Origin of the sequence: Photobacterium alginatilyticum (assembly GCF_009910675.1) — a bacterium.
Taxonomy (GTDB): Bacteria; Pseudomonadota; Gammaproteobacteria; order Enterobacterales; family Vibrionaceae; genus Photobacterium; species Photobacterium alginatilyticum.
On record NZ_RSEJ01000016.1, the window covers coordinates 18,461 to 41,547 of the forward strand.

Below are 23,087 nucleotides of genomic sequence, written 5' to 3' on the forward strand. Positions count from 1 at the left end.
TGCATACAAATTTTTTGCATATATAAAGGACGAGTAATAGTAATGAGATTATGATTATATCTGGATGTTTAGACGTCTAGATGTTGACACATCCAGAATGACACTCTAGTCTAGGGCAAATTCTAAAATAGATGTCCTGTAGTCATCATGTCGAACACAACACAATCACATAATTCTATAAATACGCCATCGGCACTGGCGTTGTTGCCGCTAGGGGTATTTCTTGCACTGTTTATTGGGGTCGGAAGCTACCTGACCATGCAGGGGGTGGATTTTGCCTTTTACCAGTTGCCTGCACCGGTTGCGGCCCTGCCTGCGGTTATCGTGGCCTTGCTGCTGAGCAAAGAGAAGCTCAACAAGGCGATTGAGCAATTTCTGCGTGGTGTCGGTCATAGCGATATTATCGCGATGTGTATGATCTATTTGCTGGCCGGTGCGTTTGCCTCGGTCGCCAAAGCGACCGGTGGCGTTGACGCGACGGTTAACCTGGGTTTGTCGATGCTGCCTGCCAGCATGATCCTGCCCGGGATCTTTGTTATATCAGCATTCATCGCGACTGCGATGGGTACCTCTATGGGGACCATTGCGGCTGTTGCGCCAGTTGCTCTGGGCATTGCCCAGGCCGCCGGTATGGATGTGGCGTTAACGGCCGGTGTGGTACTGAGCGGTGCGATGTTCGGTGATAACCTGTCGATTATTTCGGATACCACGATTGCTTCAACCCGCTCGCAGGGCTGTCAGATGAAAGACAAGTTCCGTGAGAATATCCGTATTGCACTTCCAGCTGCCATTATTGCCGTTGTGCTATTTATGTTCAGCAGTACGGCAACAGAAGTACCGGCAGCAACCGAGGTTGAGTGGCTGAAGGTACTACCTTATATCACTATCCTGGTACTGGCCGTTTCGGGGATGAATGTCTTTGTGGTCTTGAGTATTGGTATTCTGCTGGCGGGTGGTGTCGGGCTGTTTGCTACGCCAGAGTATAGCCTGTCATCTTATGGCCAGGATATTTATGCCGGCTTTGGCAATATGCAGGAAATTTTCCTGCTTTCGATGCTCATTGGCGGCATTAGTGAACTAATGCGCCAACAGGGGGGCCTGGCCTATCTGACCCAGCTTATCAGCCGTATTATCCGCGTATTTAGCAAAGCGCACACACAGGGGCAGAACCTGCGGGCCAGTGAGTTGGGTATTGCCGGCTTGGTCAGCCTGACGAACTGCTGCACGGCCAACAACACCGTTGCCATTATTGTGTCTGGCGGTGTGGCCAAAGAGCTGGCTGTTGAAAATGGCGTGACACCGCGCCGCTCGGCTAGCTTGCTGGATATCTTCTCTTGCGTGATTCAGGGCGTGCTGCCATATGGCGCACAGGCGCTATTGCTCGGCTCGGTGTTCGGTCTGTCGCCGTTAGAGGTGGTCAGCCATTCGTACTACTGTTTCTTCCTGGCGATTGCCGCTATCGTCGCTGTATTTGTCAAACATCCTGCCCGCCAGCTGGCCAGTGCCTGATTGGCGACTTATCTAATTGACTGAATTATAAAAAGCCCAAAAGTGTATCAAATGCCTCGCAACTGCGAGGCATTTTTTTGCGCGTAATCAGGTGTTAGTGAAAATTTGTTACCTGTATGGTGATCTAGTCAACAGATTTATGAAAACAACAGAAAACTGATCATTGTTTAATTTAAACTTGCGCTTATTGGAACAATATAAACAGCTACTTATACCTTCCCAAGGATGAGTGGTAGCGAGTGGTAATGCCAAGCGAAAGAGTCAATAGGGCCTTTTGAAATTGTCGCAAAAGGACAGCTCCCGCATCGCTTGGCATCATAATAATATTATTGGTTAAGGGGATCCCCATGAAGCAACGCTTATTTGCCAAAACAGCATTAACAGCTGCGGTACTGGCTACATTGTCTGGTTGCGCAAGCCAGGCCGACAGTACGGCTCCGTCTTGGCAGGCTGACGAAACGTATAAACTGACAATTCTTCACACCAATGACCACCACGGTCGCTTCTGGCAGAACAAATACGGCGAATACGGCATGGCTGCTCGTAAGACACTGCTTGACCAGATCCGTACCGAAGTGGCGGCTCAGGGTGGTACAACGTTGCTTCTATCTGGTGGTGATATCAATACCGGTGTTCCTGAGTCTGATCTGCAGGACGCAGAGCCGGATTTCAAAGGTATGAACATGCTGGGTTACGATGCAATGGCATTGGGTAACCATGAGTTTGATAACCCGCTGGAAGTACTGCGCAAGCAGGAAGAGTGGGCAGAGTTCCCGATGCTGTCGGCGAATATCTACGATAAAGAAACGGGCGAGCGCCTGTTCCAGCCGTATCAGATCTTCGAACAGCAAGGCATCAAGATTGCCGTGATCGGCCTGACAACGGAAGATACCGCCAAGATTGGTAACCCAGAGTACATTGGCGACGTTGATTTCCGTGACCCTAAAGCTGAAGCGAAAAAGCTGATTGCTGAGCTGGAAGAGACTGAAAACCCTGATGTTATCATCGCAGCGACACACATGGGTCACTACGAAAACGGTAACCGCGGTGTGAACGCGCCGGGTGATGTTGCGCTGGCTCGTTACCTTGAGGAAGGTGATCTGGACATGATTGTAGGCGGCCACTCGCAAGAGCCTGTCTGCATGGAAGGTCCGAACATGTACAACAAGAACTTCAATCCGGGTGATGAGTGTCAGCCGGATCAGCAGAACGGTACCTGGATTGTTCAGGCACACGAGTGGGGCAAATATGTTGGCCGCGCTGATTTCGAATTCAAGAACGGCGAGCTACAGATGGTCAGCTATGATCTGATCCCTGTGAACCTGAAGAAGAAAGTGAAGCTGGCAGACGGTAGCAAGAAGCGCGTGTTCATTGAAGACGAGATTGCCCAGAACGAAGAAGTGAAAACATTCCTTCAGCCTTACCAGGAGCGCGGTCAGGCTCAGCTGAACATTAAGATTTCTGAGTCAAACGGCAAGCTGGAAGGTGATCGTAACGTTGTTCGCTTCAAGCAGACTAACCTGGGCCGCCTGATTGCTGCTTCTCACATGCAGCGCGCGAAAGCTGACTTTGCGGTAATGAACTCTGGTGGTGTACGTGATTCAATCGCAGCTGGCGATATCACTTATAAAGACGTTCTGACTGTACAGCCGTTTGGCAACATCGTGACCTATACCGACATGAGCGGTAAAGAAATCATGGACTACCTGAATGTCGTTGCGACTAAGCCTGTTGACTCAGGTGCCTACGCACAGTTTTACGGTATCTCTATGACTGTTCAGAACGGTGCTGTGAGCAACGTTAAGATTGGCGGCAAACCTCTGAGCCTGACTGAGACTTACCGTTTCACTATTCCAAGCTTCAATGCTGCTGGTGGTGACGGTTATCCGAAGGTAACTGGCCACCCAGGCCACGTAAACACTGGTTTTGTTGATGCGGAAGTACTGAAAGAGTACCTGCAGGCTAACAGCCCGATTGATGTGAACAAGTACGCGCCTAAAGGTGAGATGGTTTACAAGTAATCCCTCTTGCTAACATGTCTTAGAGATATGTTATGACGCTAAGCCCCGGTCGTGTACCGGGGCTTTTTTATTGTAGATAGGTTGGATATATTGGTCCCCTATGTGTTAACCGTCCAGAGAAAACGATGACGCCAGCAATCAACCTCGCGAAAAAACAAAAAATCAATTACACCGTTCACCAGTATGACCATGATCCGGCCAACACGAACTTTGGCCTGGAGGCGGCAGAGGTGCTCGGTCAGGATCCTAATCGGGTGTTCAAGACGCTGTTATTTTCGCTAAATGGTGATCCGAAGAAGCTGGCGGTCGCGATTGTACCGGTTGCCGGTATGCTGGATTTGAAAGCGGCAGCCAAGGCTGCAGGTGGCAAAAAGGCAGATATGGCCGATCCTCAGATAGCCGAGAAGACGACTGGTTATATTGTCGGAGGCATTAGTCCGCTGGGGCAAAAAAAGCGTCTGCCGACTTTTCTTGATCAATCGGCCGAGCAGTTCGACACTATCTGTGTGAGTGCCGGGCGACGTGGCTTGGAGATTGAGCTGGCACCGGCTGATCTGCTGTCTCTGACCCGGGGAAGCTTTGCACCGATAGCCAAAACCACCAACGGCTAGTCTACTGTAGTCAGGCTTTGTTATGGATAAGCACACGAACCTCAACTTGCTTCGTACTCTTCAGGTCTTGCTCGATGAGTGCCATGTCAGCCGCACAGCTGAACGGCTCTATATTACTCAGTCGGCAGTGAGTCGTCAGCTCAACCAACTGCGGGAGTTATTTAATGACCCCTTGCTGGTGAGAGACGGAAATCGCTTGCTGCCGACCCCCAAGGCCGAGCAGCTTAAGCAAAAGCTGGATGGGGTACTGACCGAGTGCCAGTCGCTGTTTGCCAGCGATGACTTTGATCCGGCACAGTGGCAGGGAAAAGTCGTACTGTCGTCATCAGATTATGTGGCCCAATATATTTTGCCTGATATTGTGGAGCAACTTGAGCTACGGGCACCAAAGCTTTGCCTTGCCTATCAGCTATGGTCGCCGGAGCAGTTCGCCCGGCTGGCTGAGCTGGATATTCAGTTGGTCTCTACGATGTTGTCCGAGATCCCGTCAGGACTGTGCGGCCGATCTATCGGCGCGGACTATCCGGTATGTGTCATGCGCAGTGATCACCCGCTGGCAGCAAAAGCCTCACTGACTGTCGATGAGTTTGTACAATATAACCACCTAAGGGTATCTGGCGGGGGAGACAAGGACAGCTTTGTCGATCACAATCTTGCCGAGCAGGGGCTTACCCGGAATATTCAGTTTTCTGTTCCGTTTTTTGGTTCTGCTTTTCATACGATTTGCCGCACTGACATGCTGATGGTGATCCCCGAGCATATTGCCATTAACATGAAGCGCCTGTTCCCGATCACCTATGTGTCGCTGCCGATTCCTGCTCCCGAGCACAGATACTGGCTGCTGTGGCACCCGAGATTTGATAGCGATCCTGCTCACAGCTGGTTAAGAGAGCAGGTGTTAGGTGTGATGCGCAGTTCGATGTATTCCATTAGTATGACTTAAAATCATAACGGTGATGATTTCTTTTGATTTCAGATAATAGTTCTTGGCTGTTACCTTGAATGTCAGCTTAAGGAGTAAAAGATGACATTCAGTATTTGGCTTTCGTTATTAATGATTTGTATGCTCGGGGCGATGTCGCCGGGGCCGAGTTTGGCCGTGGTCGCTAAGCATAGCCTGGCCGGAGGACGGTTGCATGGCGTGGTAACGTCCTGGTCGCATGCCCTGGGAGTGGGTGTCTATGCATTGCTGACCCTGCTGGGCCTGGCTGTGGTACTCAAGCAGTCACCCACGCTATTTTCGGTGATCACATACGCTGGTGCTGCATACCTTGCGTATTTGGGGGTGAACGCCCTGCGCTCCAAAGGCGGGGTTGCCGCAAAGCTGGCGGCAGGCAAACAGGCTGATCTTAAAACGGCAGCCCGTGACGGATTGATGATTTCGCTGCTCAACCCTAAACTTGCCTTGTTCTTTCTGGCTCTGTTTAGCCAGTTTGTAGCCGTCGGCACCGAGGTAATCAGCCGGGCGGTGATTGTTGCCACACCACTGTTGGTAGATGGACTCTGGTATACCCTGATAGCGTTTGTACTCTCCAATCCCAAGGTGCTGGACAAGCTGCGTTCGAAGGCTCAGTTGATTGACCGGTTGTCAGGCGTAGTGTTGATTTTGCTCGCTGTGCGGGTCGTTGTAATGGCGTAACTCGTTTATGTAATAGCAACTAGCCGAAGAGGAGCCGTTGGCTCCTCTTTTCCGTTGATGCAAGATGTTCTGTCGGCTAGTTCTGCCGCTTTTGGTGTCGTTCACGGTTTTCTAGCTTGCGTTCCGGGCTTTTCTTGAGCATGACGTACAAGGCTCCGTTCCCGCCATGTTGTCGCAGGGCAGAGTGAAAGCACATAACATCGGAAATTTGCTCCAGCCAGGTAGCGACATAGCTTTTCATAAGAGCTGGGGGATTTGAGCGTTCACCTTTACCATGGACGATGATCACCGTGCGGATATCCATGCGCTGGCACTGCTTGAGAAAGTGCAGGATTTCATCACGGGCTTGCTTGAGTGTCTTGCGATGTAAATCCAACCGGGCCTGGAGATCGTACTTACCCAGTCGGAGCTTGCGAAAGACCCCTTCCTGAACGCCATCACGTTTAAATTCAACCATATCATCTGGTTTGAGCATTTTGGCGTAATCGAGCGACAGATATTCGGGATCGCTGTCCGACAGGGTTTGAGCGGCAAGTCGGCGAGCGATATGCGCATCAGTAACCTGATGTTTATGAACAGTTTCTACTTGGTCTTGTTTGATTGGCGAGACATCGGCCATCATCTCACGAAAGAGATCGAGTTCATCGGAATCTGACATGGTGGTACGGAGTTTGACTATGGTTAAACTGATTATAACCATTTCACTCCGGCACAAAAAGAAATCCAGGGTCAAGACCGACACTTTGACCCTGGTGCAAGCAAATTAGTTTGCTAATTGGCTCTAGTGAGGAGAAGGTGCCGATAGTGCTTTGTAGACAAAGTAACCACCGAAAAATAACATTAATCCCAAGGCTCCGAAGATCACGATCATTGAAGACAGTCCGACGGCATTGCCAAATAGGAGATCTAGCCAAAAATCCATGTTAAGTCCTTTAAGTCGTGGGATAGTGGCTACACGATACCTAATGCAACAAAAATGTTATGATGATCTGGATCAATGGTAGGCGCATTGTTTAATAACTGTTCTAAAGATGAGTCTGAGATCACTTAACTGTTAGTTTTTCCTTGGTTTTGATGCTTAGATGAGCAAACGAATTGAGAACGGAAAAAAATCCGGCGTAATACTTGCGTAAATTTAACTTGCGAGTATTATAAGCGGCCTCAGCAATGATACTGCTGATGATTGTCGGTGAATAGCGCAGTTTGGTAGCGCATCTGGTTTGGGACCAGAGGGTCGGGGGTTCGAATCCCTCTTCACCGACCACTCTTCAATCTGTCGGGTATTACCGGGCAGATATCATCGGATACGATGTTAAATATATTGTCGGTGAATAGCGCACCTTGGAAGAGCATCCTGATTTTAGGAATAGCGGACCAGAGGGCGACCCTTGGCGGGGTACACCAAAAGCCAACTTAGTCGGTGAATAGCGCAGTTTGGTAGCGCATCTGGTTTGGGACCAGAGGGTCGGGGGTTCGAATCCCTCTTCACCGACCACTCTTCAATCTGTCGGGTATTACCGGGCAGACATCATCGGATACGATGTTAGATATATTGTCGGTGAATAGCGCACCTTGGAAGAGCATCCTGATTTTAGGAATAGCGGACCAGAGGGCGACCCTCGGCGGGGTACACCAAAAGCCAACTTAGTCGGTGAATAGCGCAGTTTGGTAGCGCATCTGGTTTGGGACCAGAGGGTCGGGGGTTCGAATCCCTCTTCACCGACCACTCTTCAATCTGCTGGGTATTACCGGGCAGAATCATCGGATACGATGTTAAATATATTGTCGGTGAATAGCGCACCTTGGAAGAGCATCCTGATTTTAGGAATAGCGGACCAGAGGGCGACCCTCGGCGGGGTACACCAAAAGCCAATTTAGTCGGTGAATAGCGCAGCTTGGTAGCGCATCTGGTTTGGGACCAGAGGGTCGGGGGTTCGAATCCCTCTTCACCGACCACTCTTCTAAAGCCTCGTCATTTGACGGGGCTTTTTTGCATCTGTTTATTGATGGTGAATAGCGCAGTTTGGCAGCGCATCCCAAGCTCTGTGGAATAGCGGACCAGAGGGTCGGGGGTTCGCTGAGACCTTGAATTGGCTCTTCACCGACCACTCTTCTAAAGCCTCGTCATTTGACCGGGGCGCGTAGCCGGGCTTTTTTGCATCTGTTTATTGATGGAGAATAGCGCAGTTTGGCAGCGCATCCCAAGCTCTTTGGAATAGCGGACCAGAGGGTCGGGGGTTCGCTGAGACCTTGAATTGGCTCTTCACCGACCCTCTTCTAAAGCCTCGTCATTTGACCGGGGCGCGTAGCCGGGCTTTTTTGCATCTGTTTATTGATGGTGAATAGCGCAGTTTGGCAGCGCATCCCAAGCGCTTAACCTCCTAATTCACATTGGGACTCTTCACCCTCTGTCAGCCGCTTGAGGGTAAAGCCCTGCTTTTCCAGTAGCGTTGGTAAGCCTTGTTCACCGAGCATGTGCATCGCCCCGACAACGACAAGGTAGGTCCCCTTTTGGTAGCTTGCCTTGTTGGTCAGCTGGTTGGCCCAGTCACGGTTGCGTTCGAAAATCAGTTTCTCTTCTGTTGCGTCTGAATACTGGCTCTCTTCCAGCAGTGAAAGAAGGTGTTGGAGATCGCCTGCCTTCCATGCTGATACAAGGCAATTGAGCTCCGATTGCATTGCACTCCATTCATGGATTGTGCTGAGCAGGATGTCTTCACCATAGTCAGGTAAATTTTCCATGAGGGCCAGTTGCTGACTGACGCTTTCGAATTCCAGAATGGGGAGCTGCTGCTCCTGTGCCCTTTGAAGAAGAACGACATCAATACCGTGAATCGGATTCAGGCCTGCCTGAGTCGCCATGGCCATTTGCAAGTTCATGGCAGCCAGCCACGGCGGGCTATGAATGAGTGACTGATAAGGTAGCTTTGCCTGTTTGGCGATATCAATCAGCACTTCTTTGTCATTTGTGTCGAGCAGGGTATCTGAGGTCGGAATGTCCCGGTTGATAGTGACATCACTGGCTTTGAGGATGTTTGCCTCGACAACCAGACCATCAGCTTCGGGCCAGTAGGTGAGAAATGCCTGGGGGAGCGGGTAGAAATCTTGTTCCCCGGCATGAATTGAGCCTAGCAGGACAAACTGACGCTGCGAATCCTTGGCCAGCCAGACCAAGGGTTCAGCGACGACACTGGTCGTTACGAAAGGCAGTAAAAGCAGTGCTTTGGATAAGATAGATTTAAGCATGATCACCGTAGCAAAATAAGACAGATAACTGATTGGGTTATATCAGTTATCTGTAATTATGGCTAACAGCAGAGATGGCGGTTGCGGGATAGGCCGATAAAATCCGGTATGCTAGCCCTTGGTGGCAGGGTGCAACCAGAACCACCAGACAATAAACGCGATGGCCGCCAAGCCGATAAGTGCAATCATATTAGCTCTCCTGATGGTCGGGTTTGAACAGCCGTAGCCGGTTAGCATTGCTGACAACAGTGATGGAGGATAATGCCATCGCAGCTCCGGCAATAACCGGACTGAGCAAGGTGCCTGTCAACGGAAACAGTATGCCTGCGGCAACTGGGATCCCCAGGGTGTTGTAGACGAATGCGCCGAACAGGTTCTGCTTCATGTTTTTTAAGGTTGCAGCTGATAGCTGCAGTGCATCGGCGACTCCGTGCAGGGAGTGGCGGATCAGTGTCAACTGGGCACTTTCAATGGCCACGTCGCTACCACTGCCCATCGCAATACCGACTTCGGCTTGCGCCAACGCTGGGGCATCATTGATCCCGTCACCGACCATAGCAACGCGTTTGCCTTGTTGCTGAAGATCGGCAATTTTCGCCGCCTTGCCGTCAGGCAATACGCCGGCGATCACCGTATCTATACCTGCTTGGCGAGCAATTGCCCTGGCGGTGGTTTCCGTATCACCAGTCAACATAACCACATCAAGCTTCATTTTTCTCAGTCGGTTGATGGCAGCGACGGAATCTGCCCTCAGCGGATCGCTGACGCCCAAAATTCCTGCCAGCTGATTGTCGATGGCTACATAGATAGGGGTTGCCCCCTGGCTGGCAATAGCTTCGGCATCAACAGCTGCCAGATCAATTCCTACGTTGTTTTTCGTCATCAACTTTTGGTTACCGAGTGCTAGCTGGTGTCCGTCGACAGTCCCTATAACGCCAAAGCCGGGCATTGCCTTGAATTCGGACTGGGTTGACAGAGGCAGCTTACGAGTTGTGGCAGCATTGACGATCGCCTTGGCAAGCGGGTGCTCGGAGCTCTGCTCCAAACTGGCTGAGAGGGCAAGCAGGCGATCTTCGCTGGTGCCGTAGCTGCGACAGTCGATGACCTGAGGTTTGCCTTCTGTCAATGTACCGGTTTTATCGAGTACCACCGTATCGATACCGGCTGCAACCTGCATCGCTTCGGCATCGCGGATCAGCACACCGTATTCTGCGGCTCTGCCAACCCCGACGGTGACCGACATTGGTGTCGCTAGCCCTAACGCACACGGGCAGGCAATGATCAGCACCGTAGTTGCTGTGACCAGCATATAAATAGAGGATGGAGTCGGACCAAAGTAATACCAAATCATGGCCGTTAAGATGGCGATGATCATCACTGCGGGGACAAAAATCGCCGAGATGGTATCTGCCAGGCGGGCAAGAGCGGGTTTACTGCTCTGGGCCTGACGGACCAGGCTGATAATTCGCGCCAGCATGGTGTCGTTGCCGATTTGCTCGGCACGAAACAGCAGGCTGCCGTCCTGGTTAATGGTACCGGCGTGAAGTTTGTCGCCTTGTTGTTTGTTGGCCGGGAGCGGTTCGCCGGTCAGCATGGATTCGTCGAGATAGCTCTGGCCGCTTTCGATGGTGCCATCGACTGGCACCTTGGCACCGGGGTACAGGCGTAGCAACATGTCGGTTTGTACTTCTGCAAGAGGCACTTCCTGCTCACCTTCTTGGCTCACGACAATGGCTGTCTGAGGCTGCAGATCAATCAGTTGTTCGAGGGCTTTCGAGGTGCGGCTCCGGGCTCTGGCTTCGAGGGCGTGGCCTAGGGTGATGAGGCCGAGGATCATTGCGGATGCCTCGAAATACACATGCCGGGCCTGCATCGGGAAGATATCCGGCATGATGACGACTAGCATCGAATAGAGCCAGGCAGAACCCGTGCCGAGGGCGACGAGGGTGTCCATGGTGGCGCGGTGGTGCTTGAAGGCCTTCCAGCTGTTGATATAGAAATGTCGTCCGATGGTAAACAACAGGAAGAATGTCAGCAGGCCGACGAGTCCCCAGCTGATCTGGCTGGTGGCTGAAGTGATCATCATGCTGCCGCCAAATACTCCCCAGGCCATCATCGGGATACCGGCACCGAGGGCAATAAAGGCATTGCGCAGGTGTCGTCGGAAGGTTTGTTCGTTTTGCTGTTGTTGCCGCAGACGGCGGCTTTGTTCATCCTCGCTCTGCTCTGCACCATAACCGGCATCATTGATCGCTATAATCACGGCTGAAATGACGTTCTCAAACGGTGCCTGCCCCGAAACAAGCGCCGTTCTTTCAGCGAGGTTTACATTGGCCTTGTCGACACCGGGAACGGCGAGAATCGCCTTTTCAACAGAGGCTACGCAACTGGCACAGGTCATGCCTGAAAGCAGCAACTGAGCGGTGTTGCCATCATTGGCCGGAGCATGTGTGTTGTTGGCAACAGGTGCTGTTGTATCTGCTGGCGTCTCTGGTTTTTCACCAGGCTCTGTTCTCAATTTATCGTCAGCCTGGACCAGTGTTGCCGAGAATCCAAGTTCTTGAATAACATCAATGAGTGTCTGTGTATCGGTATAGGTGGTGATCTCAGCCTGTGTTTTGCTTACCTCATACGCAGTGATCTGCGGGTGTGCGTCCAGTGCCTTGTTTACTTTAGCCACACATTTTCCGCAGCTAAGTCCAGACAAGGTGAGTTCGACGACTTGCGCGTCAGGTACGCGGTAACCCGTTTGCTCGATGATAGCAATGGCCGCTTCTCTTGAGAGAGAGCCTGTGAGTTCGGCCTGTGTTTTAGTGACTGAGTAGCTGTCTATCAGGGGATTGTCAGAGAAAGCGGCTTCAAGTTTGGCTACACATTTTCCGCATGAAAGGCCGCTCAGCGGCAGGGTGTGATGCTGGCGCTCAACAACCTGATAGCCGAGTTTTTCGATTACTGCCGTTAGGGCCTGTTCGGTAATGGCTCCGGTAACCCGGGCCTGAGTTTTGCTGACAGAAAAGTCTGCAATGTCAGGATTGGCGGCAAACTCAGATTCGACTTTTTTTACGCATTTGCCACATGACAAGCCGGCTAAAGGCAGCGAGTGCGTGTAACCGGCTTCGTAACCCAGTGCTGTGATCGCACTGATAAGAGGGAGAAGCTCGGTGTCACCGCGAACAATTGCTCGCCGGGTATCAACATCGGCAGATTCAATGCCGGGCAGGGCGATTAAGGATGCCTTGATTTTTCCCGCACAGTTCATGCAACGAACCTTGCCTAGCGGGAGGGTAAATTCAGTCATGTGTTTTTCCTTAGCGGTGAGCAGACGGTAACCACAGACGGTCTATTTCGTCATTTCATTTAATGATGCCCTGAGAATAAACCTTCCATCAAGTAGAATGTCAAAGGCTATTTGACTTTGATGTGGCCCCTTGATTGAGCGACTGTACCAGAGCTTGATTTTGCCTGAGAAATGGCTGAATAATAGAACTATAACCTTCCAGAAACTGTAAGGATGAAATGTGAATATTAGTGATGTTGCCAAACAGACCGGGCTGACCGCCAAAACGATTCGATTCTACGAAGACAAAGGGATCATTACGGCGCCGTCACGGGCAAGTAACGGTTATCGCAGTTATAGCCAGAATAATATCAATGAATTGCAGCTGATCCGCCGCTCCAGACTGGTCGGGTTTACCTTGGACGAGTGTCGTGAGTTACTGGAGTTTTCGCGGGATCCCCAACGGCGAAGTGCAGATGTGAAGGCTAAGGCCGAGCAAAAGCTTACTGAGATTGACGATAAAATCGCCGAGCTGATAGAGATGAAAACCACCCTTGAGGCGTTGACTAAGCAATGCCCTGGCAATGACAGCGCCCGCTGCCCGATCATCGAGGGATTGTGCCAGCACACTAAATAAACGGTAGCTTGGGTAGATATGACAAAGCCGCGATGATTATCGCGGCTTTGTGGTGTGAAGCGTTGTTTCTTTGCGATCAGTACAGTAGCGAATAAAGCTGGCGGCGGTACTGGCTGGCAATGGCATTACCCTGCCCCAGCGCCGACAGGATATCCATCATGCTCTTTTTCGCATTGCCGTCGGCAAAGTTCATGTCCTTACGCAGAATGTTAATCAGCAGCTCCAGAGCATCTTGCGAGCGGTCTACCTGGCTGTACTGGACAGCCAGCTCGTAGGCTATCTGGGTATTTTCCGGAGCGGCAGCAAGCTGCTCTTCAAGATGGCGGATTTCTGGTGAGTCACTGGCTTGTCTGTGTAACTCGAGTTTGGCGATCAGGCTTTTATACTTGGCATCCTGATCCTGCATCGGAATGGTATCCAACAGCGTTTCTGCCTCGTCGTATTGCGAGGTTTCAACCAGGCACTCGGCAATAGCCAGAGAAATAATGCTGTTTTGACCGAAATGGGCTGACAGTTCACGCAGAACAGGCAGGGCCTGGTCGTATTGCTGGCTGTCGACCTGCACCAGTGCTTGTTTTAGCTGAAGCTCCTCCTGGCTTGGCAGGTGTTTGCTCAGCATGGTACGCAGGCTTTCTTCAGTCTGTGGGCCGGCGGCACCGTCTGCCGGCTGACCATTTTTGAACAATGCAACGGTTGGCAAACCGCGAACACCAAATTGAGCTGCAACCATCTGCTGGCTTTCGCAGTCTAACGTCGCAAGGACAAGCTGCCCCTGATATTGCGCTGCGATTTTTTCTAAGATGTTGTTAACTTCTGCGGTTTCAGGCATCGATGGCGCCCAGAAACTGATCACAACCGGCGTCTGCATAGATTGCTCGATAACCTGCTGCAGATTCTGCTCGTTAAGTTCGATCGCTAGTTTTTCATACATGTTGCTGCTCTTTATTTTAGTGGCCTCTGTAGTTATTTATGGGGTTAATGGCTGAAAAATCAAGAGGTATTATCTTTATCGTGGTAGGCAGGCAATAAAAAAGGAGAGCCGCGCTCTCCTTTTTAGGGTTGTAATGTCAACAATAGGGCAAGTGTCACGCAGACACAGAGAATATTAATTTGACGCAAAGTCATGACGTAACCTGGTTATCTATTCTGGTATTTCAAGGCGATGAGTAGGCTCTGCTAGGGCCTCTTTCAACTTACCTGACTAAGATAACGACTCAATATGACACAAATATTACGTTAGTTGTCTTTTCTGGCCAATTTCTTCAATTTAGGGTGCTAAGCAATGTTTTTGCTATTTGAGGTGGCTGAATCGTGGCTTTTTTGATCAGAGATAGATGTGTTTTATTTCATATTCCAAAGCAGGAAAGGATCAAATACCGACATATCGAAGCCGTTTTATCGACGTTGCCGGTATATAGGCTGGTTTTTCTTTAATTACTTTTGCTTAGCAGCTGATCCAGCCAGGAGACAGGCAGGACCCGGCGCAGAAAGCCAAAAATATGGGTTGGCTGGGTGACATAGTAACGAGGCTTGGGGCGTTCGCTGTCTATGATTGCCTGCAGGGGACTCAGAACTGCGTCTGGTGCCAAGGTGAACTTGCTTGATGGCGACGATTTGCCCAGCCTGTCGAGGGTTTGCTGGTAACTGACATGGTGGCGGGAGGCTGCCATATCAATGTGTTGTTCGAACTTGAGTTTGGCATTTTCCCTGAAATGACTTTCGATCGGACCTGGCTCGATCAGGCTGACATGAAGTGGCGTATCCTGTAATTCGAGGCGCAGGGTGTCGGTATAACCCTCGAGGGCAAACTTGCTGGCATTGTAGGCTCCGCGGTACTTCATTGCCACCAATCCGAGCACCGAGCTGTTCTGAACAATCTTCCCGTTGCCTTGTTCGAGCATGAGCGGAATCACTGCCTGGGTAAGCTCGTGCCAGCCGAATAAGTTGGTTTCGAACTGTTGTCGCAGGGCTTGTGTCGGTAGGTCTTCGAGGGCGCCGGGCTGGCCATAGGCGGCATTGTTGAATAACACATCGATGCGCCCTCCCGTTATTGCCAGGCAAGCCTTGATACCTTGATGAATGGATTCGGTATTGTCGAGGTCAAGTTGGATACAGTTCAATCCCTGCTGCCGAAGGGCTGCAACATCATCCGGGTTCCTGCAACTGGCAACAACGGTATAGCCGGCCTTGTGGAGCTGTTCAGCACAGAATCGGCCTATGCCGCTGCTGCAACCGGTGATCAGGATGGTTTCTTTCATTCTTGTTCCTTTAGCGCGTGTCCCGGAAGGTATATTGAGAATAAAGAGTTATAGCCAAAAAAAGAACAGCCAGGGGCTGCTACCTGGCTGTTCTTTTTGGATTTGAGCGCGTGATCATTGTCCACCCCTTAGTTGCCGGGTGCTGAGTGCCTTAGTTCGTGACTGATGAGCCGTTGATATCAACGATATTGCAGTTCTTTCCGCCCAGCTTGACACAGGTCTCGATGGCAAGCTTCTGCGCTTCCTGAATATCTCGGGCTCCCCAGGCCGCACCGGCGATTTTATTGGTGCCAATGGCGTAGGCTTTGTTGTCTGATTGCAAACGGTAGTCTTTATATAGTCCGTAGGTACCCGGATCGGCACTTTGACAACCACTGATGCCAAAAGCAACCGTGATGGCTGCAAAAATTAAGCTATTTCCCTTCAACATATCCACTCACTTACTTTCTTGTTTGTAAACAGTAAGAAGCTTAGTCAATAAAAATGTACAGCAATAAAATTTCAAACTTTTTAATGAAGATACGGAGTAAGCTCAGATGCCACAAACTGGGCTATCCATGGCTGGGCATCCGGCTTGGGATGCAGGCCGTCTTCCATCATCCAATCTTGCTTGAGAATGATTTTTTCGAGGAAAAAAGGCAGTAGCGGCGCATTGTATTGTTTGCTCAACTGGGGGTATATCTTGCTGAAGATCTCGCTGTAGCGCTTGCCGTAGTTGGGCGGCACATGGATTTGCATCAGCAGGGCGGTTGCACCCTCGTCATGGATCCGGGTGATCATTTGGCCGAGGTTATTGCGTATAGTAGAGGGAGAGAAACCGCGCAGGCCATCATTCGCGCCCAGCTCGATAATGACGTAATCTGGATTATGTTGTTGTAATAAATTGGGTAACCGCGCCAGGCCGTTGCCCGTGGTATCACCAGAAATGCTGGCATTTACAACGTTTATCGAGTGTCCCTGCTGCGCCAGAACCGGCTCCATCAGAACCGGCCAGCTCTGTTCAGCACGCATTTGGTACCCGGCACTCAGACTATCGCCGACAACCAGCAAAGTGTTGCTGTAGGCGTTTAGCGAGAAAACAACGAACAATAAAACTGAAAGGAATCGCATCATGTCAACTTCCGTGATTAAGGCTGTATCTGTATCCAAACAGGTGACGACAGCATCATCGTCGCTCACCATATTGCAGGATGTTTCCCTTGAGGTCGAGCAAGGAGAGGCAATTGCTTTAGTTGGCGTCTCCGGTGCAGGTAAATCCACGTTGATGACGCTGCTGGCGGGACTGGATGTACCAACCGATGGTGAGATCGAACTTCTCGGCAGGCCCTTGTCCCGGCTTGACGATGAGGCCAGGGCGGCATTGCGTAGTGATTCGATAGGCTTTGTTTTTCAGAGTTTTTTGCTTATTCCGTCGCTCAGCGCACTGGAAAACGTGATGCTGCCGGCAATCATCAAAGGACAGGACGGTGATGAGCTTCGCGCGGCGGAGCTACTGTCCCAGGTTGGGCTTGAAGGGCGGGAGAGCCACCTGCCGTCACAGCTCTCGGGCGGTGAGCAGCAGCGGGTGGCACTGGCGAGGGCATTTATGACCCGTCCTCAGGTCTTGTTCGCCGATGAGCCGACCGGCAATCTCGATCAGCATACTGCCGCCACGGTGATTGACCTGCTGTTTGCCCTCAACCGTGATCATGGCACCACCCTGGTACTGGTGACCCATGATCCGCAACTGGCGCAACGCTGTGATCGTACCTTACGGATCCAGGGCGGAAGTGTGGAGGCTGCATGAGTGAACTGAGTGAGGCGAATCAGGTGGCGAGGCCACGCAAACAACCTCTGTTGCTGAAATGGAGTTGGCGTGAGCTGTGGCATGGACAACTATGGCCGGTTGCGGTGGCACTAACCCTGATTATTGCCTGTGTCTTTGCGCTGTCGGCGCTGGTGGTGCGGGTTGAGAAAATTATGGTAGATCAGGGGCGAACCATGATTGCTGCCGATCTGGTCTTTCGCTCGGCTAATCCGCTGGAGGCATCACTGCTGGATCAGGCGCGAGAGCTGGGACTGACAGTGTCGCAACAAACTCGCTTTGGCACCATGGCCTTTAGTGAGCAGGAAATGCAGCTGGTTAGCGTGAAATCCGTTGGCAGTGACTTTCCGCTCCGCGGCGAGCTGGTGCTGGAAGGTGCGGATGTTCGTCACCGGGTGCAGCCCGGGGAGCTGTGGCTGGCAGAGCGTTTGTTCTCTTTGCTGGCAGTACAGCGCGGTGATTCGATCACCATCGGGGATGCTGAGCTGACGGTGGCCGGGAAGATCACCCAGGAGCCGGAGCTTTCATTCAATCCGTTCAGCCAGATGCCGGCGGTATTAATTCATAACAGTGATCTGGCCAAAACCGGGGCTGTACAGCCGGGAAGTCGGGTACAGTTTCGAGCTTATTTCAACGGCCCGGACGATAAGCTCAAGTTGTTGCAGCAGAACATTGAGCTCCAGCCCGGTCAGCGCTGGATCAGCGAGACCACGCAGGGACGAACCGGAGATATGATTGAGCGAGCCAGGCAGTATCTGTCTCTGACACTGATCCTGGTGATTTTGATGGCTACAGCGACCCTGGTGCTGACTTGCTGGCATTACACCTCAACCCGCATTGAGGCGGTTGCGATGATGAAAAGCCTCGGGGCGAGCAAGCGATGGTTGTGGCAGTGGTTGGCACGGCAGTTAAGCCTGCTGTTCGCAATTGCCGCCGTTGCCGGGCTTTCCATCGGTTGGCTGCTCGAGTTTTTGCTGCGGCTTCCTCTGTCGGATGTGCTGCCCGATCCGCTGCCGGAGATTGGTTTTACGCCGGTGTTTGTCAGCCTGGCCGTTGCGTTGCTGGTTGCGATCCCCGGTCTGGGGATCTCCCTATTGCGGCTGGTAGACGCGCCGGCTATTTCGGTGATCCAGCAGCAGGTCGACTGGCCGGTTAAACGTCAGGGCTATGCCCTGGTGCTGTTGCCTGTGGTTGCGGCCCTGATATGGTTCGGCAGCAACAAGTTTATGTGGCTGACACTGGGCGGATTAGTCGCCTTGCTGGGGATCCTGGCGCTGTCGGGATTACTGGTGGTTGCTCTGCTTCGCCGGGGAAAATGGGGGGCGGCGATCAAACTGGCGCTGAGCCGGATCAGCCGGAGCCCGTTGGCTACCGGGGCGCAATTGGCCGCCTTGACCAGCTCGCTGATGTTGCTGGCGGTGATTTGGCTGCTGAGAACCGACTTGCTGGCTGACTGGCAACAAACCCTGCCGGCTGATGCCCCCAACGTCTTCGCGTTGAATATTAGCCCCGAGCAGCAACAGGCATACCTGGATGAACTCGACCGCAATCAGGTCGTGCGCTCTGAGGGCTATCCGGTGATCCGCGGTCGTCTGATTGAGATTAACCAACAAGACTTGCTGGCGGGGACGAGTCAGGGCGAAGAGCGGGATGAATCGCTCCGACGAGAGCTTAACTTTACCTGGCGTGACAGCTTACCGGTACATAATACGTTGCTTGAAGGGGAATGGACCGATAGCCGTGGAGTGTCCGTGGAATCGGGGATTGCAGAGCGACTCGGGATCCGTTTGGGCGATGAGCTGACCTTCAATGTCAGCAGCCAGCCGTTTAGCGCCGTGGTGACCAGTATTCGCCAGGTTGAGTGGCGTAATATGCGGCCGAACTTCTATTTTATCTTTACCCCGGATGTCATGGCGGATCTGCCGGCTACCTGGTTGGTCAGCTACAGGATCGACGCTGATCAGAATACGTTGATCAACCAGCTGGGACGAGACTATCCGACAGTGACCCTGCTTGATCTGAGAGCCATGGCTACCCGAATCCAGGCTATCTTGCAGCAGGTCTCTTTGTCGCTTTCAGTATTGGCTGTACTCGGGGTCAGTAGCGGTTTGTTGTTGGTGCTGACCTTGCTAAGGCTCAGCCTGTCGCAGCGCGAGCAGGAAATTAAGCTTTATCGTACCCTGGGGGCAAGCCGGAAACGGATCTCGGCGACAGTGTGGGGCGAGTATGGTCTCATGGCGCTGATTGCCGGGGTGATGGCCGCTGCCGGGGCAGAATCTGTGGTTGCGGCTTTGCTGAAGTGGGGCTTTGAGCTGCCGGTTATTGGACACCCGTGGTTATGGGTGATGCTGCCTCTGTTATCGTTAGGGCTGGTGGTGATCATTATCCGAACGATGATTAAGCGCCTGCTAATGCCGCTGAAAGGCTAGGTCAACACGCCCTAAAACAAGAGCCTGGGTTGATAACCTAGGCTCTATCACTTTCATCGATTGATGTATTAACTCAGTGTCTCTTCTAATGCGTGCTCAAGCTTGGGAAAGCTAAAATGGAACCCTTGCTCTTGCAGGCGGCCCGGTAACGCCCGCTGACTGTCGAGTAGCAGCGTCGAGGACTCGCCCAGTCCCATTTTAAGCAACCATGCCGGCGTTTTGAGAATGTGGGGGCGATGTAATACACGCGCCAGAGTCTGGCTAAACTCTTTATTGGTGACCGGGTTAGGGGCGGTAAAATTGTAGGCCCCGCTGGCTTCGGGATGCTTGAGCAGAAACAAGATCCCCTTGACCATATCTTGCATATGGATCCAGGGAAAATACTGCTCGCCGGAGCCGATAGGTCCGCCTAAGCCTAGCTGATAGGCGGGCAGCATACGCGCCAGTGCACCTCCTTGCTTGGCCAGGACGATTCCTGTTCGGAGCAGACAGACACGGGTCTTTTCCGACTGGGCGGCAAGTGCCTCTTCTTCCCACTTCCTGCAAACCAGGTGGGCAAAATCGGCGTTGTTTACCTCCAGGCTTTCATCAAAACTTGCTGATTTTTGATCGCCGTAGATCCCGACAGCCGATCCGCTGATAAATGTGTGGGGCGGGTTAGTGCTGGCCTTGATTTTTTCGACCAGCTTGCGGGTGATATCCCAGCGGCTCTGGCAGATCACCTCTTTTTGCCTGTCACTCCAGCGTTTGTTGACAATTGGCTCGCCCGCCAAGTTGATGACAACATCAATATCATTAAAGTCTGGCAACTCGTCCAGACAGGTAATGACCTTGATATGGTGTCCGAGTTGCTGGTAGGCACGGTTGGGATTTCGACTGAGTACCACTAAATGTTCATGGTTAAAGTGCGGAAGGAGTGCTTTTCCGATAAATCCAGTACCACCAGTAACTAATATCTTCATTCCATCCATTGTCCTATAACCGAAAAATCAGAGCAAAACACGACCTAGCTGAAAGAATTCAACTCACTACAAGTATAAACGATTTAGGGAATAGTACTTCAATCAATGGCTTGAAAGCGGCTGGCAGAATGGGGAAAAGAGAAATGTCCCATTGTCCGGAGCTTGCTGCGCCCATGATAAATGCAAGGTTTTTTATGATGAATATTCAATACTGTGCCTAGCTTCTCGACTTACGAAATAAAGTTTGTTTCCAAATGTAAATGACCAGTAATGTATTAGTAACAGGGTAAGTGGTACAGGAGGCAGCATGGCATCGATTCTGGCAATGTTTAAGGCACTGCTGTCCAGCCTGCGTGATTTGCTGCCGATCATTGTGGTGATTGGCTTTTTTCAGTTGGTGGTACTTCAGCAGCCTTTACCGGACTGGGGGGCGATTTTGCTTGGCCTGATGCTGGTAGTCGTGGGGCTGACTTTGTTCATCTTCGGGTTGGAAATGGGATTGTTTCCAATCGGGGAGTCGATGGCCCGGTCGTTTGCCAGTAAAGGCAGTGTAGTCTGGTTGCTGATTTTTGCATTCTGTCTTGGCTTTGGCACAACTGTTGCCGAGCCGGCGCTGACAGCGGTTGCCGCCGAGGCCGCTGAAGTGGCTGCCGAAGGGGGACTGATAGCGCAAGATGAAGAAATGATGGATGACTATGCTAACGGCCTGCGGCTTACGGTGGCACTGTCTGTCGGGATTGCCATTATGCTGGGGGTGATCCGTATTCTCAAAGGCTGGCCTATCCATTGGATGATAATCAGTGGCTATGTGCTGGTAATGGTGATGACCTGGTTTGCCCCTCAGAGTATTGTCGGGATTGCCTATGACTCCGGCGGGGTGACAACATCGACCATTACTGTCCCCCTGGTCACGGCTCTGGGGGTTGGACTCGCTTCGTCGATCAAAGGTCGAAACCCGATGGTTGACGGTTTTGGGCTGATTGCCTTTGCCTCCCTGACCCCGATGATTTTTGTTATGGGTTACGGCATGCTGGTGCATTAAGTGAAGGTTGCATGATCGAGCTATCGTCCGTTTTATTTCATTTTTTCGATACACTAAGCTCAACAGTGCGTGATGTGCTGCCGATTGTGATCATCATTTTTGGTTTTCAGCTGGCGGTACTCAGACGCCCGGTCGCCAACTGGAGCCGGGTCGTATTGGGCTTTGTCTATGTGGTGCTCGGGCTGTCATTTTTTCTAATGGGGTTGGAACTGGCGCTATTTCCACTCGGGGAGTCGATGGCTGCCCAGCTGACAGCCCTGGATTTTCTGTTTGATAGCGGTGAAGCCATACCGGAGCAGGTTCCCTGGGAGGAATACTACTGGGTGTACTTATTTTCTGCCGCTATCGGATTCAGTACCACTGTGGCCGAACCGTCTCTGATTGCGGTGGCGATTAAGGCTAATCAGGTATCGGGTGGTACGATTAAGGTTAACGGGCTGCGGATTTCAGTTGCGCTGGGGGTAGCGTTCGGTATTGCTCTGGGTAGCTACCGAATTGTTGTCGGTGATCCACTGCATTACTACATTTTGGTAGGTTATGTCGTGGTGGTTGTACAAACCTATTTTGCCCCCAAAATGATAGTACCGCTTGCTTATGATTCGGGCGGGGTAACCACGTCAACGGTGACTGTGCCGATAGTGGCGGCGCTGGGGCTCGGATTGGCATCTACAGTCCCCGGGCGTAACCCGATGCTCGATGGGTTTGGATTGATAGCATTTGCCAGTTTATTTCCGATGATCACGGTAATGGGCTATGCCCAGCTGTCGGTGTGGAAAGGCCGTAAGGAGTTAGACTAATGCGATTTAAGTTATTAGTGGCTTTTGTTGAAGATACAAAAACGGATGCCGTTCTGGATGCGGCTCGCGAGGCCGGTGCAACCGGCGCTACCGTTATTAACAATGCTCGCGGAGAAGGGCTTCATAAGAAGAAAACCTTTTTGGGGTTGAGCCTGGAAGTTCAGCGTGATGTGCTGTTGCTGGTTGTGGAGGAGCATTTGGCTCGCTCGATCCTTGAGACTATAGAGCAAGTCGGTGAGTTTGATTCCGGTCCCGGGCTGGGGATCGCCGTGCAACTTGATATTGAGGACGCAATAGGCGTGGCTCACCAGGTAGAGACGTTGACCAAGGTTGTGGAGGATAAGCTATGAGCGCTGAAAAGGTGGTCAAAGTGAGAGATGTGATGATGAATACCTATGCGATTGTCGAGGGACTGATCACGGTGGCTGAGGCGGTGCATATTGCCAAGCAGCGTCAGGTAAAGGCATTGATTGTCAACAAGCGGCATGACGATGACGAGTACGGCATTGTGCTGATGAATGACATCGCCAAGAAAGTGCTGGCCATCAACCGCTCGCCGCAGCGAACCAATGTCTACGAGATCATGACCAAGCCAGCACTGTCAGTGAGTGCGACCATGGATGTTCGTTATTGTGCCCGACTGTTTGAGCGCTTCGGTATCAGCCGGGCACCGGTGATTGAGAACGGGCAGGTACTCGGCATGGTGAGCTATAACAATATTGTGCTTAACGGGATGTTACGGGATGACTAGCCGCTCCCGGAAGGAGAGCGGCCTGTGGCCCACTGCTATTAGAAATGTTGAATCGTTCGGTGTAGTATCTCGGCATTCTGTTCTAGTAAGTTTTGGTAAGTGAT

Annotated in this window: 21 protein-coding genes and 4 tRNA genes; 16 read left to right on the forward strand and 9 right to left on the reverse strand. The window is 51.8% G+C overall.

From position 1 onward, the window contains the following. Positions 1-147: 147 nt before the first annotated feature. The 5 genes from EIZ48_RS15335 (at position 148) to EIZ48_RS15355 (ending at position 5,780) form a co-directional block, all read left to right on the forward strand. Positions 148-1,509, forward strand: a complete 1,362-nt coding sequence (locus tag EIZ48_RS15335; protein WP_160653096.1) for a Na+/H+ antiporter NhaC family protein — start codon at positions 148-150, stop codon at positions 1,507-1,509. 347 nt (positions 1,510-1,856) lie between these two features. Then, positions 1,857-3,530, forward strand: a complete 1,674-nt coding sequence (gene ushA, locus EIZ48_RS15340) for a bifunctional UDP-sugar hydrolase/5'-nucleotidase UshA (protein WP_160653099.1) — start codon at positions 1,857-1,859, stop codon at positions 3,528-3,530. Between the two features lie 125 nt (positions 3,531-3,655). Continuing rightward, a complete protein-coding gene (gene ybaK / locus EIZ48_RS15345) occupies positions 3,656-4,141 on the forward strand; it encodes a Cys-tRNA(Pro) deacylase (RefSeq protein WP_160653102.1) in 486 nt (161 codons plus the stop codon). Between the two features lie 22 nt (positions 4,142-4,163). Continuing rightward, the gene (locus EIZ48_RS15350) at positions 4,164-5,084 is read left to right on the forward strand and encodes a LysR family transcriptional regulator (RefSeq protein ID WP_160653105.1); all 921 of its coding nucleotides are present in this window, start codon (positions 4,164-4,166) and stop codon (positions 5,082-5,084) included. An 81-nt stretch (positions 5,085-5,165) separates the two neighbouring features. Next, positions 5,166-5,780, forward strand: a complete 615-nt coding sequence (locus EIZ48_RS15355) for a LysE family translocator (RefSeq protein ID WP_160653108.1) — start codon at positions 5,166-5,168, stop codon at positions 5,778-5,780. Between the two features lie 76 nt (positions 5,781-5,856). On the opposite strand, the gene smrA is transcribed toward EIZ48_RS15355, so the two are convergent. Both smrA and EIZ48_RS15365 read right to left on the reverse strand, forming a co-directional pair. Then, a complete protein-coding gene (smrA, locus tag EIZ48_RS15360; RefSeq protein WP_075763238.1) occupies positions 5,857-6,438 on the reverse strand; it encodes a DNA endonuclease SmrA in 582 nt (193 codons plus the stop codon). A 123-nt stretch (positions 6,439-6,561) separates the two neighbouring features. Next, a complete protein-coding gene (locus tag EIZ48_RS15365; RefSeq protein WP_039460702.1) occupies positions 6,562-6,702 on the reverse strand; it encodes a DUF3149 domain-containing protein in 141 nt (46 codons plus the stop codon). Between the two features lie 265 nt (positions 6,703-6,967). Here EIZ48_RS15365 and EIZ48_RS15370 point away from each other — a divergent pair. From EIZ48_RS15370 to EIZ48_RS15385, 4 genes are all read left to right on the forward strand, one after another. Beyond that, a tRNA-Pro gene (locus EIZ48_RS15370) sits at positions 6,968-7,044 on the forward strand. A 154-nt stretch (positions 7,045-7,198) separates the two neighbouring features. After that, positions 7,199-7,275 (forward strand) — tRNA-Pro (locus EIZ48_RS15375). A 154-nt stretch (positions 7,276-7,429) separates the two neighbouring features. Further along, positions 7,430-7,506 (forward strand) — tRNA-Pro (locus EIZ48_RS15380). A gap of 153 nt (positions 7,507-7,659) precedes the next feature. Beyond that, positions 7,660-7,736: transfer RNA gene (locus EIZ48_RS15385), tRNA-Pro, on the forward strand. A 417-nt stretch (positions 7,737-8,153) separates the two neighbouring features. Here the strand turns inward: EIZ48_RS15385 and EIZ48_RS15390 are convergent. Continuing rightward, entirely contained in the window at positions 8,154-9,026 is an 873-nt protein-coding gene (locus EIZ48_RS15390) for a TraB/GumN family protein (protein ID WP_160653111.1), read from the reverse strand. A 190-nt stretch (positions 9,027-9,216) separates the two neighbouring features. Beyond that, positions 9,217-12,324, reverse strand: coding sequence for a cation transporter (locus EIZ48_RS15395; RefSeq protein ID WP_160653114.1), 3,108 nt, complete (start codon positions 12,322-12,324; stop codon positions 9,217-9,219). A 220-nt stretch (positions 12,325-12,544) separates the two neighbouring features. Here EIZ48_RS15395 and cueR point away from each other — a divergent pair, with 220 nt between their 5' ends. Beyond that, the gene (gene cueR, locus EIZ48_RS15400; RefSeq protein ID WP_160653117.1) at positions 12,545-12,940 is read left to right on the forward strand and encodes a Cu(I)-responsive transcriptional regulator; all 396 of its coding nucleotides are present in this window, start codon (positions 12,545-12,547) and stop codon (positions 12,938-12,940) included. A 76-nt stretch (positions 12,941-13,016) separates the two neighbouring features. On the opposite strand, the gene EIZ48_RS15405 is transcribed toward cueR, so the two are convergent. The 4 genes from EIZ48_RS15405 to tesA all read right to left on the reverse strand — a co-directional run bounded on the left by EIZ48_RS15405 (position 13,017) and on the right by tesA (position 16,311). Next, positions 13,017-13,871 carry a co-chaperone YbbN gene (locus tag EIZ48_RS15405; RefSeq protein ID WP_160653119.1) on the reverse strand — a complete coding sequence of 285 codons (855 nt, stop codon included), beginning with the start codon at positions 13,869-13,871 and terminating at the stop codon, positions 13,017-13,019. A 499-nt stretch (positions 13,872-14,370) separates the two neighbouring features. Further along, positions 14,371-15,198, reverse strand: a complete 828-nt coding sequence (locus tag EIZ48_RS15410) for an SDR family oxidoreductase (protein WP_160653122.1) — start codon at positions 15,196-15,198, stop codon at positions 14,371-14,373. A 151-nt stretch (positions 15,199-15,349) separates the two neighbouring features. Continuing rightward, entirely contained in the window at positions 15,350-15,628 is a 279-nt protein-coding gene (locus EIZ48_RS15415) for a DUF4189 domain-containing protein (protein ID WP_160653126.1), read from the reverse strand. 80 nt (positions 15,629-15,708) lie between these two features. Continuing rightward, on the reverse strand, positions 15,709-16,311 hold the full coding sequence (gene tesA / locus EIZ48_RS15420; RefSeq protein ID WP_075763211.1) for a multifunctional acyl-CoA thioesterase I/protease I/lysophospholipase L1: 603 nt from the start codon (positions 16,309-16,311) through the stop codon (positions 15,709-15,711). Between tesA and EIZ48_RS15425 the strand changes: the two genes are divergently transcribed. Next, complete coding sequence (locus tag EIZ48_RS15425; RefSeq protein WP_160653129.1) at positions 16,310-16,984, forward strand: ABC transporter ATP-binding protein; 675 nt, start codon at positions 16,310-16,312, stop codon at positions 16,982-16,984. The genes tesA and EIZ48_RS15425 overlap by 2 nt on opposite strands. Beyond that, positions 16,981-19,431: an ABC transporter permease gene (locus tag EIZ48_RS15430; protein ID WP_160653131.1), complete on the forward strand. Its 2,451-nt coding sequence runs from the start codon at positions 16,981-16,983 to the stop codon at positions 19,429-19,431. Before EIZ48_RS15425 ends, EIZ48_RS15430 begins: the two co-directional genes overlap by 4 nt. Before the next feature lie 68 nt (positions 19,432-19,499). On the opposite strand, the gene EIZ48_RS15435 is transcribed toward EIZ48_RS15430, so the two are convergent. Further along, a complete protein-coding gene (locus tag EIZ48_RS15435) occupies positions 19,500-20,393 on the reverse strand; it encodes a TIGR01777 family oxidoreductase (protein WP_075763208.1) in 894 nt (297 codons plus the stop codon). 307 nt (positions 20,394-20,700) lie between these two features. Between EIZ48_RS15435 and EIZ48_RS15440 the strand changes: the two genes are divergently transcribed. Genes EIZ48_RS15440 through EIZ48_RS15455 form a run of 4 tightly spaced genes read left to right on the forward strand, consistent with a single transcriptional unit; the run spans position 20,701 to position 22,983 of the window. After that, positions 20,701-21,435, forward strand: coding sequence for a DUF1538 domain-containing protein (locus EIZ48_RS15440; protein ID WP_160653133.1), 735 nt, complete (start codon positions 20,701-20,703; stop codon positions 21,433-21,435). 11 nt (positions 21,436-21,446) lie between these two features. Beyond that, a complete protein-coding gene (locus EIZ48_RS15445) occupies positions 21,447-22,232 on the forward strand; it encodes a DUF1538 domain-containing protein (protein WP_160653136.1) in 786 nt (261 codons plus the stop codon). Beyond that, positions 22,232-22,582: a P-II family nitrogen regulator gene (locus EIZ48_RS15450; RefSeq protein WP_160653139.1), complete on the forward strand. Its 351-nt coding sequence runs from the start codon at positions 22,232-22,234 to the stop codon at positions 22,580-22,582. The genes EIZ48_RS15445 and EIZ48_RS15450 overlap by 1 nt, the downstream gene beginning before the upstream one ends. Then, complete coding sequence (locus tag EIZ48_RS15455) at positions 22,579-22,983, forward strand: CBS domain-containing protein (protein WP_160653140.1); 405 nt, start codon at positions 22,579-22,581, stop codon at positions 22,981-22,983. The genes EIZ48_RS15450 and EIZ48_RS15455 overlap by 4 nt, the downstream gene beginning before the upstream one ends. Positions 22,984-23,087: the final 104 nt, after the last annotated feature.

Bases quoted from the DNA above. Each gene is read 5' to 3' on its own strand.
- EIZ48_RS15425 (WP_160653129.1), top strand. From the start codon at position 16,310: ATGTCAACTTCCGTGATTAAGGCTGTATCTGTATCCAAACAGGTGACG.
- ybaK (WP_160653102.1), top strand. From the start codon at position 3,656: ATGACGCCAGCAATCAACCTCGCGAAAAAACAAAAAATCAATTACACC.
- EIZ48_RS15390 (WP_160653111.1), bottom strand. From the start codon at position 9,026: ATGCTTAAATCTATCTTATCCAAAGCACTGCTTTTACTGCCTTTCGTA.
- EIZ48_RS15450 (WP_160653139.1), top strand. From the start codon at position 22,232: ATGCGATTTAAGTTATTAGTGGCTTTTGTTGAAGATACAAAAACGGAT.
- EIZ48_RS15445 (WP_160653136.1), top strand. From the start codon at position 21,447: ATGATCGAGCTATCGTCCGTTTTATTTCATTTTTTCGATACACTAAGC.
- ushA (WP_160653099.1), top strand. From the start codon at position 1,857: ATGAAGCAACGCTTATTTGCCAAAACAGCATTAACAGCTGCGGTACTG.
- EIZ48_RS15430 (WP_160653131.1), top strand. From the start codon at position 16,981: ATGAGTGAACTGAGTGAGGCGAATCAGGTGGCGAGGCCACGCAAACAA.
- EIZ48_RS15335 (WP_160653096.1), top strand. From the start codon at position 148: ATGTCGAACACAACACAATCACATAATTCTATAAATACGCCATCGGCA.
- EIZ48_RS15455 (WP_160653140.1), top strand. From the start codon at position 22,579: ATGAGCGCTGAAAAGGTGGTCAAAGTGAGAGATGTGATGATGAATACC.
- EIZ48_RS15350 (WP_160653105.1), top strand. From the start codon at position 4,164: ATGGATAAGCACACGAACCTCAACTTGCTTCGTACTCTTCAGGTCTTG.
- EIZ48_RS15405 (WP_160653119.1), bottom strand. From the start codon at position 13,871: ATGTATGAAAAACTAGCGATCGAACTTAACGAGCAGAATCTGCAGCAG.
- EIZ48_RS15440 (WP_160653133.1), top strand. From the start codon at position 20,701: ATGGCATCGATTCTGGCAATGTTTAAGGCACTGCTGTCCAGCCTGCGT.
- EIZ48_RS15410 (WP_160653122.1), bottom strand. From the start codon at position 15,198: ATGAAAGAAACCATCCTGATCACCGGTTGCAGCAGCGGCATAGGCCGA.
- tesA (WP_075763211.1), bottom strand. From the start codon at position 16,311: ATGATGCGATTCCTTTCAGTTTTATTGTTCGTTGTTTTCTCGCTAAAC.
- EIZ48_RS15415 (WP_160653126.1), bottom strand. From the start codon at position 15,628: ATGTTGAAGGGAAATAGCTTAATTTTTGCAGCCATCACGGTTGCTTTT.
- EIZ48_RS15355 (WP_160653108.1), top strand. From the start codon at position 5,166: ATGACATTCAGTATTTGGCTTTCGTTATTAATGATTTGTATGCTCGGG.
- smrA (WP_075763238.1), bottom strand. From the start codon at position 6,438: ATGTCAGATTCCGATGAACTCGATCTCTTTCGTGAGATGATGGCCGAT.
- EIZ48_RS15365 (WP_039460702.1), bottom strand. From the start codon at position 6,702: ATGGATTTTTGGCTAGATCTCCTATTTGGCAATGCCGTCGGACTGTCT.
- EIZ48_RS15395 (WP_160653114.1), bottom strand. From the start codon at position 12,324: ATGACTGAATTTACCCTCCCGCTAGGCAAGGTTCGTTGCATGAACTGT.
- EIZ48_RS15435 (WP_075763208.1), bottom strand. From the start codon at position 20,393: ATGAAGATATTAGTTACTGGTGGTACTGGATTTATCGGAAAAGCACTC.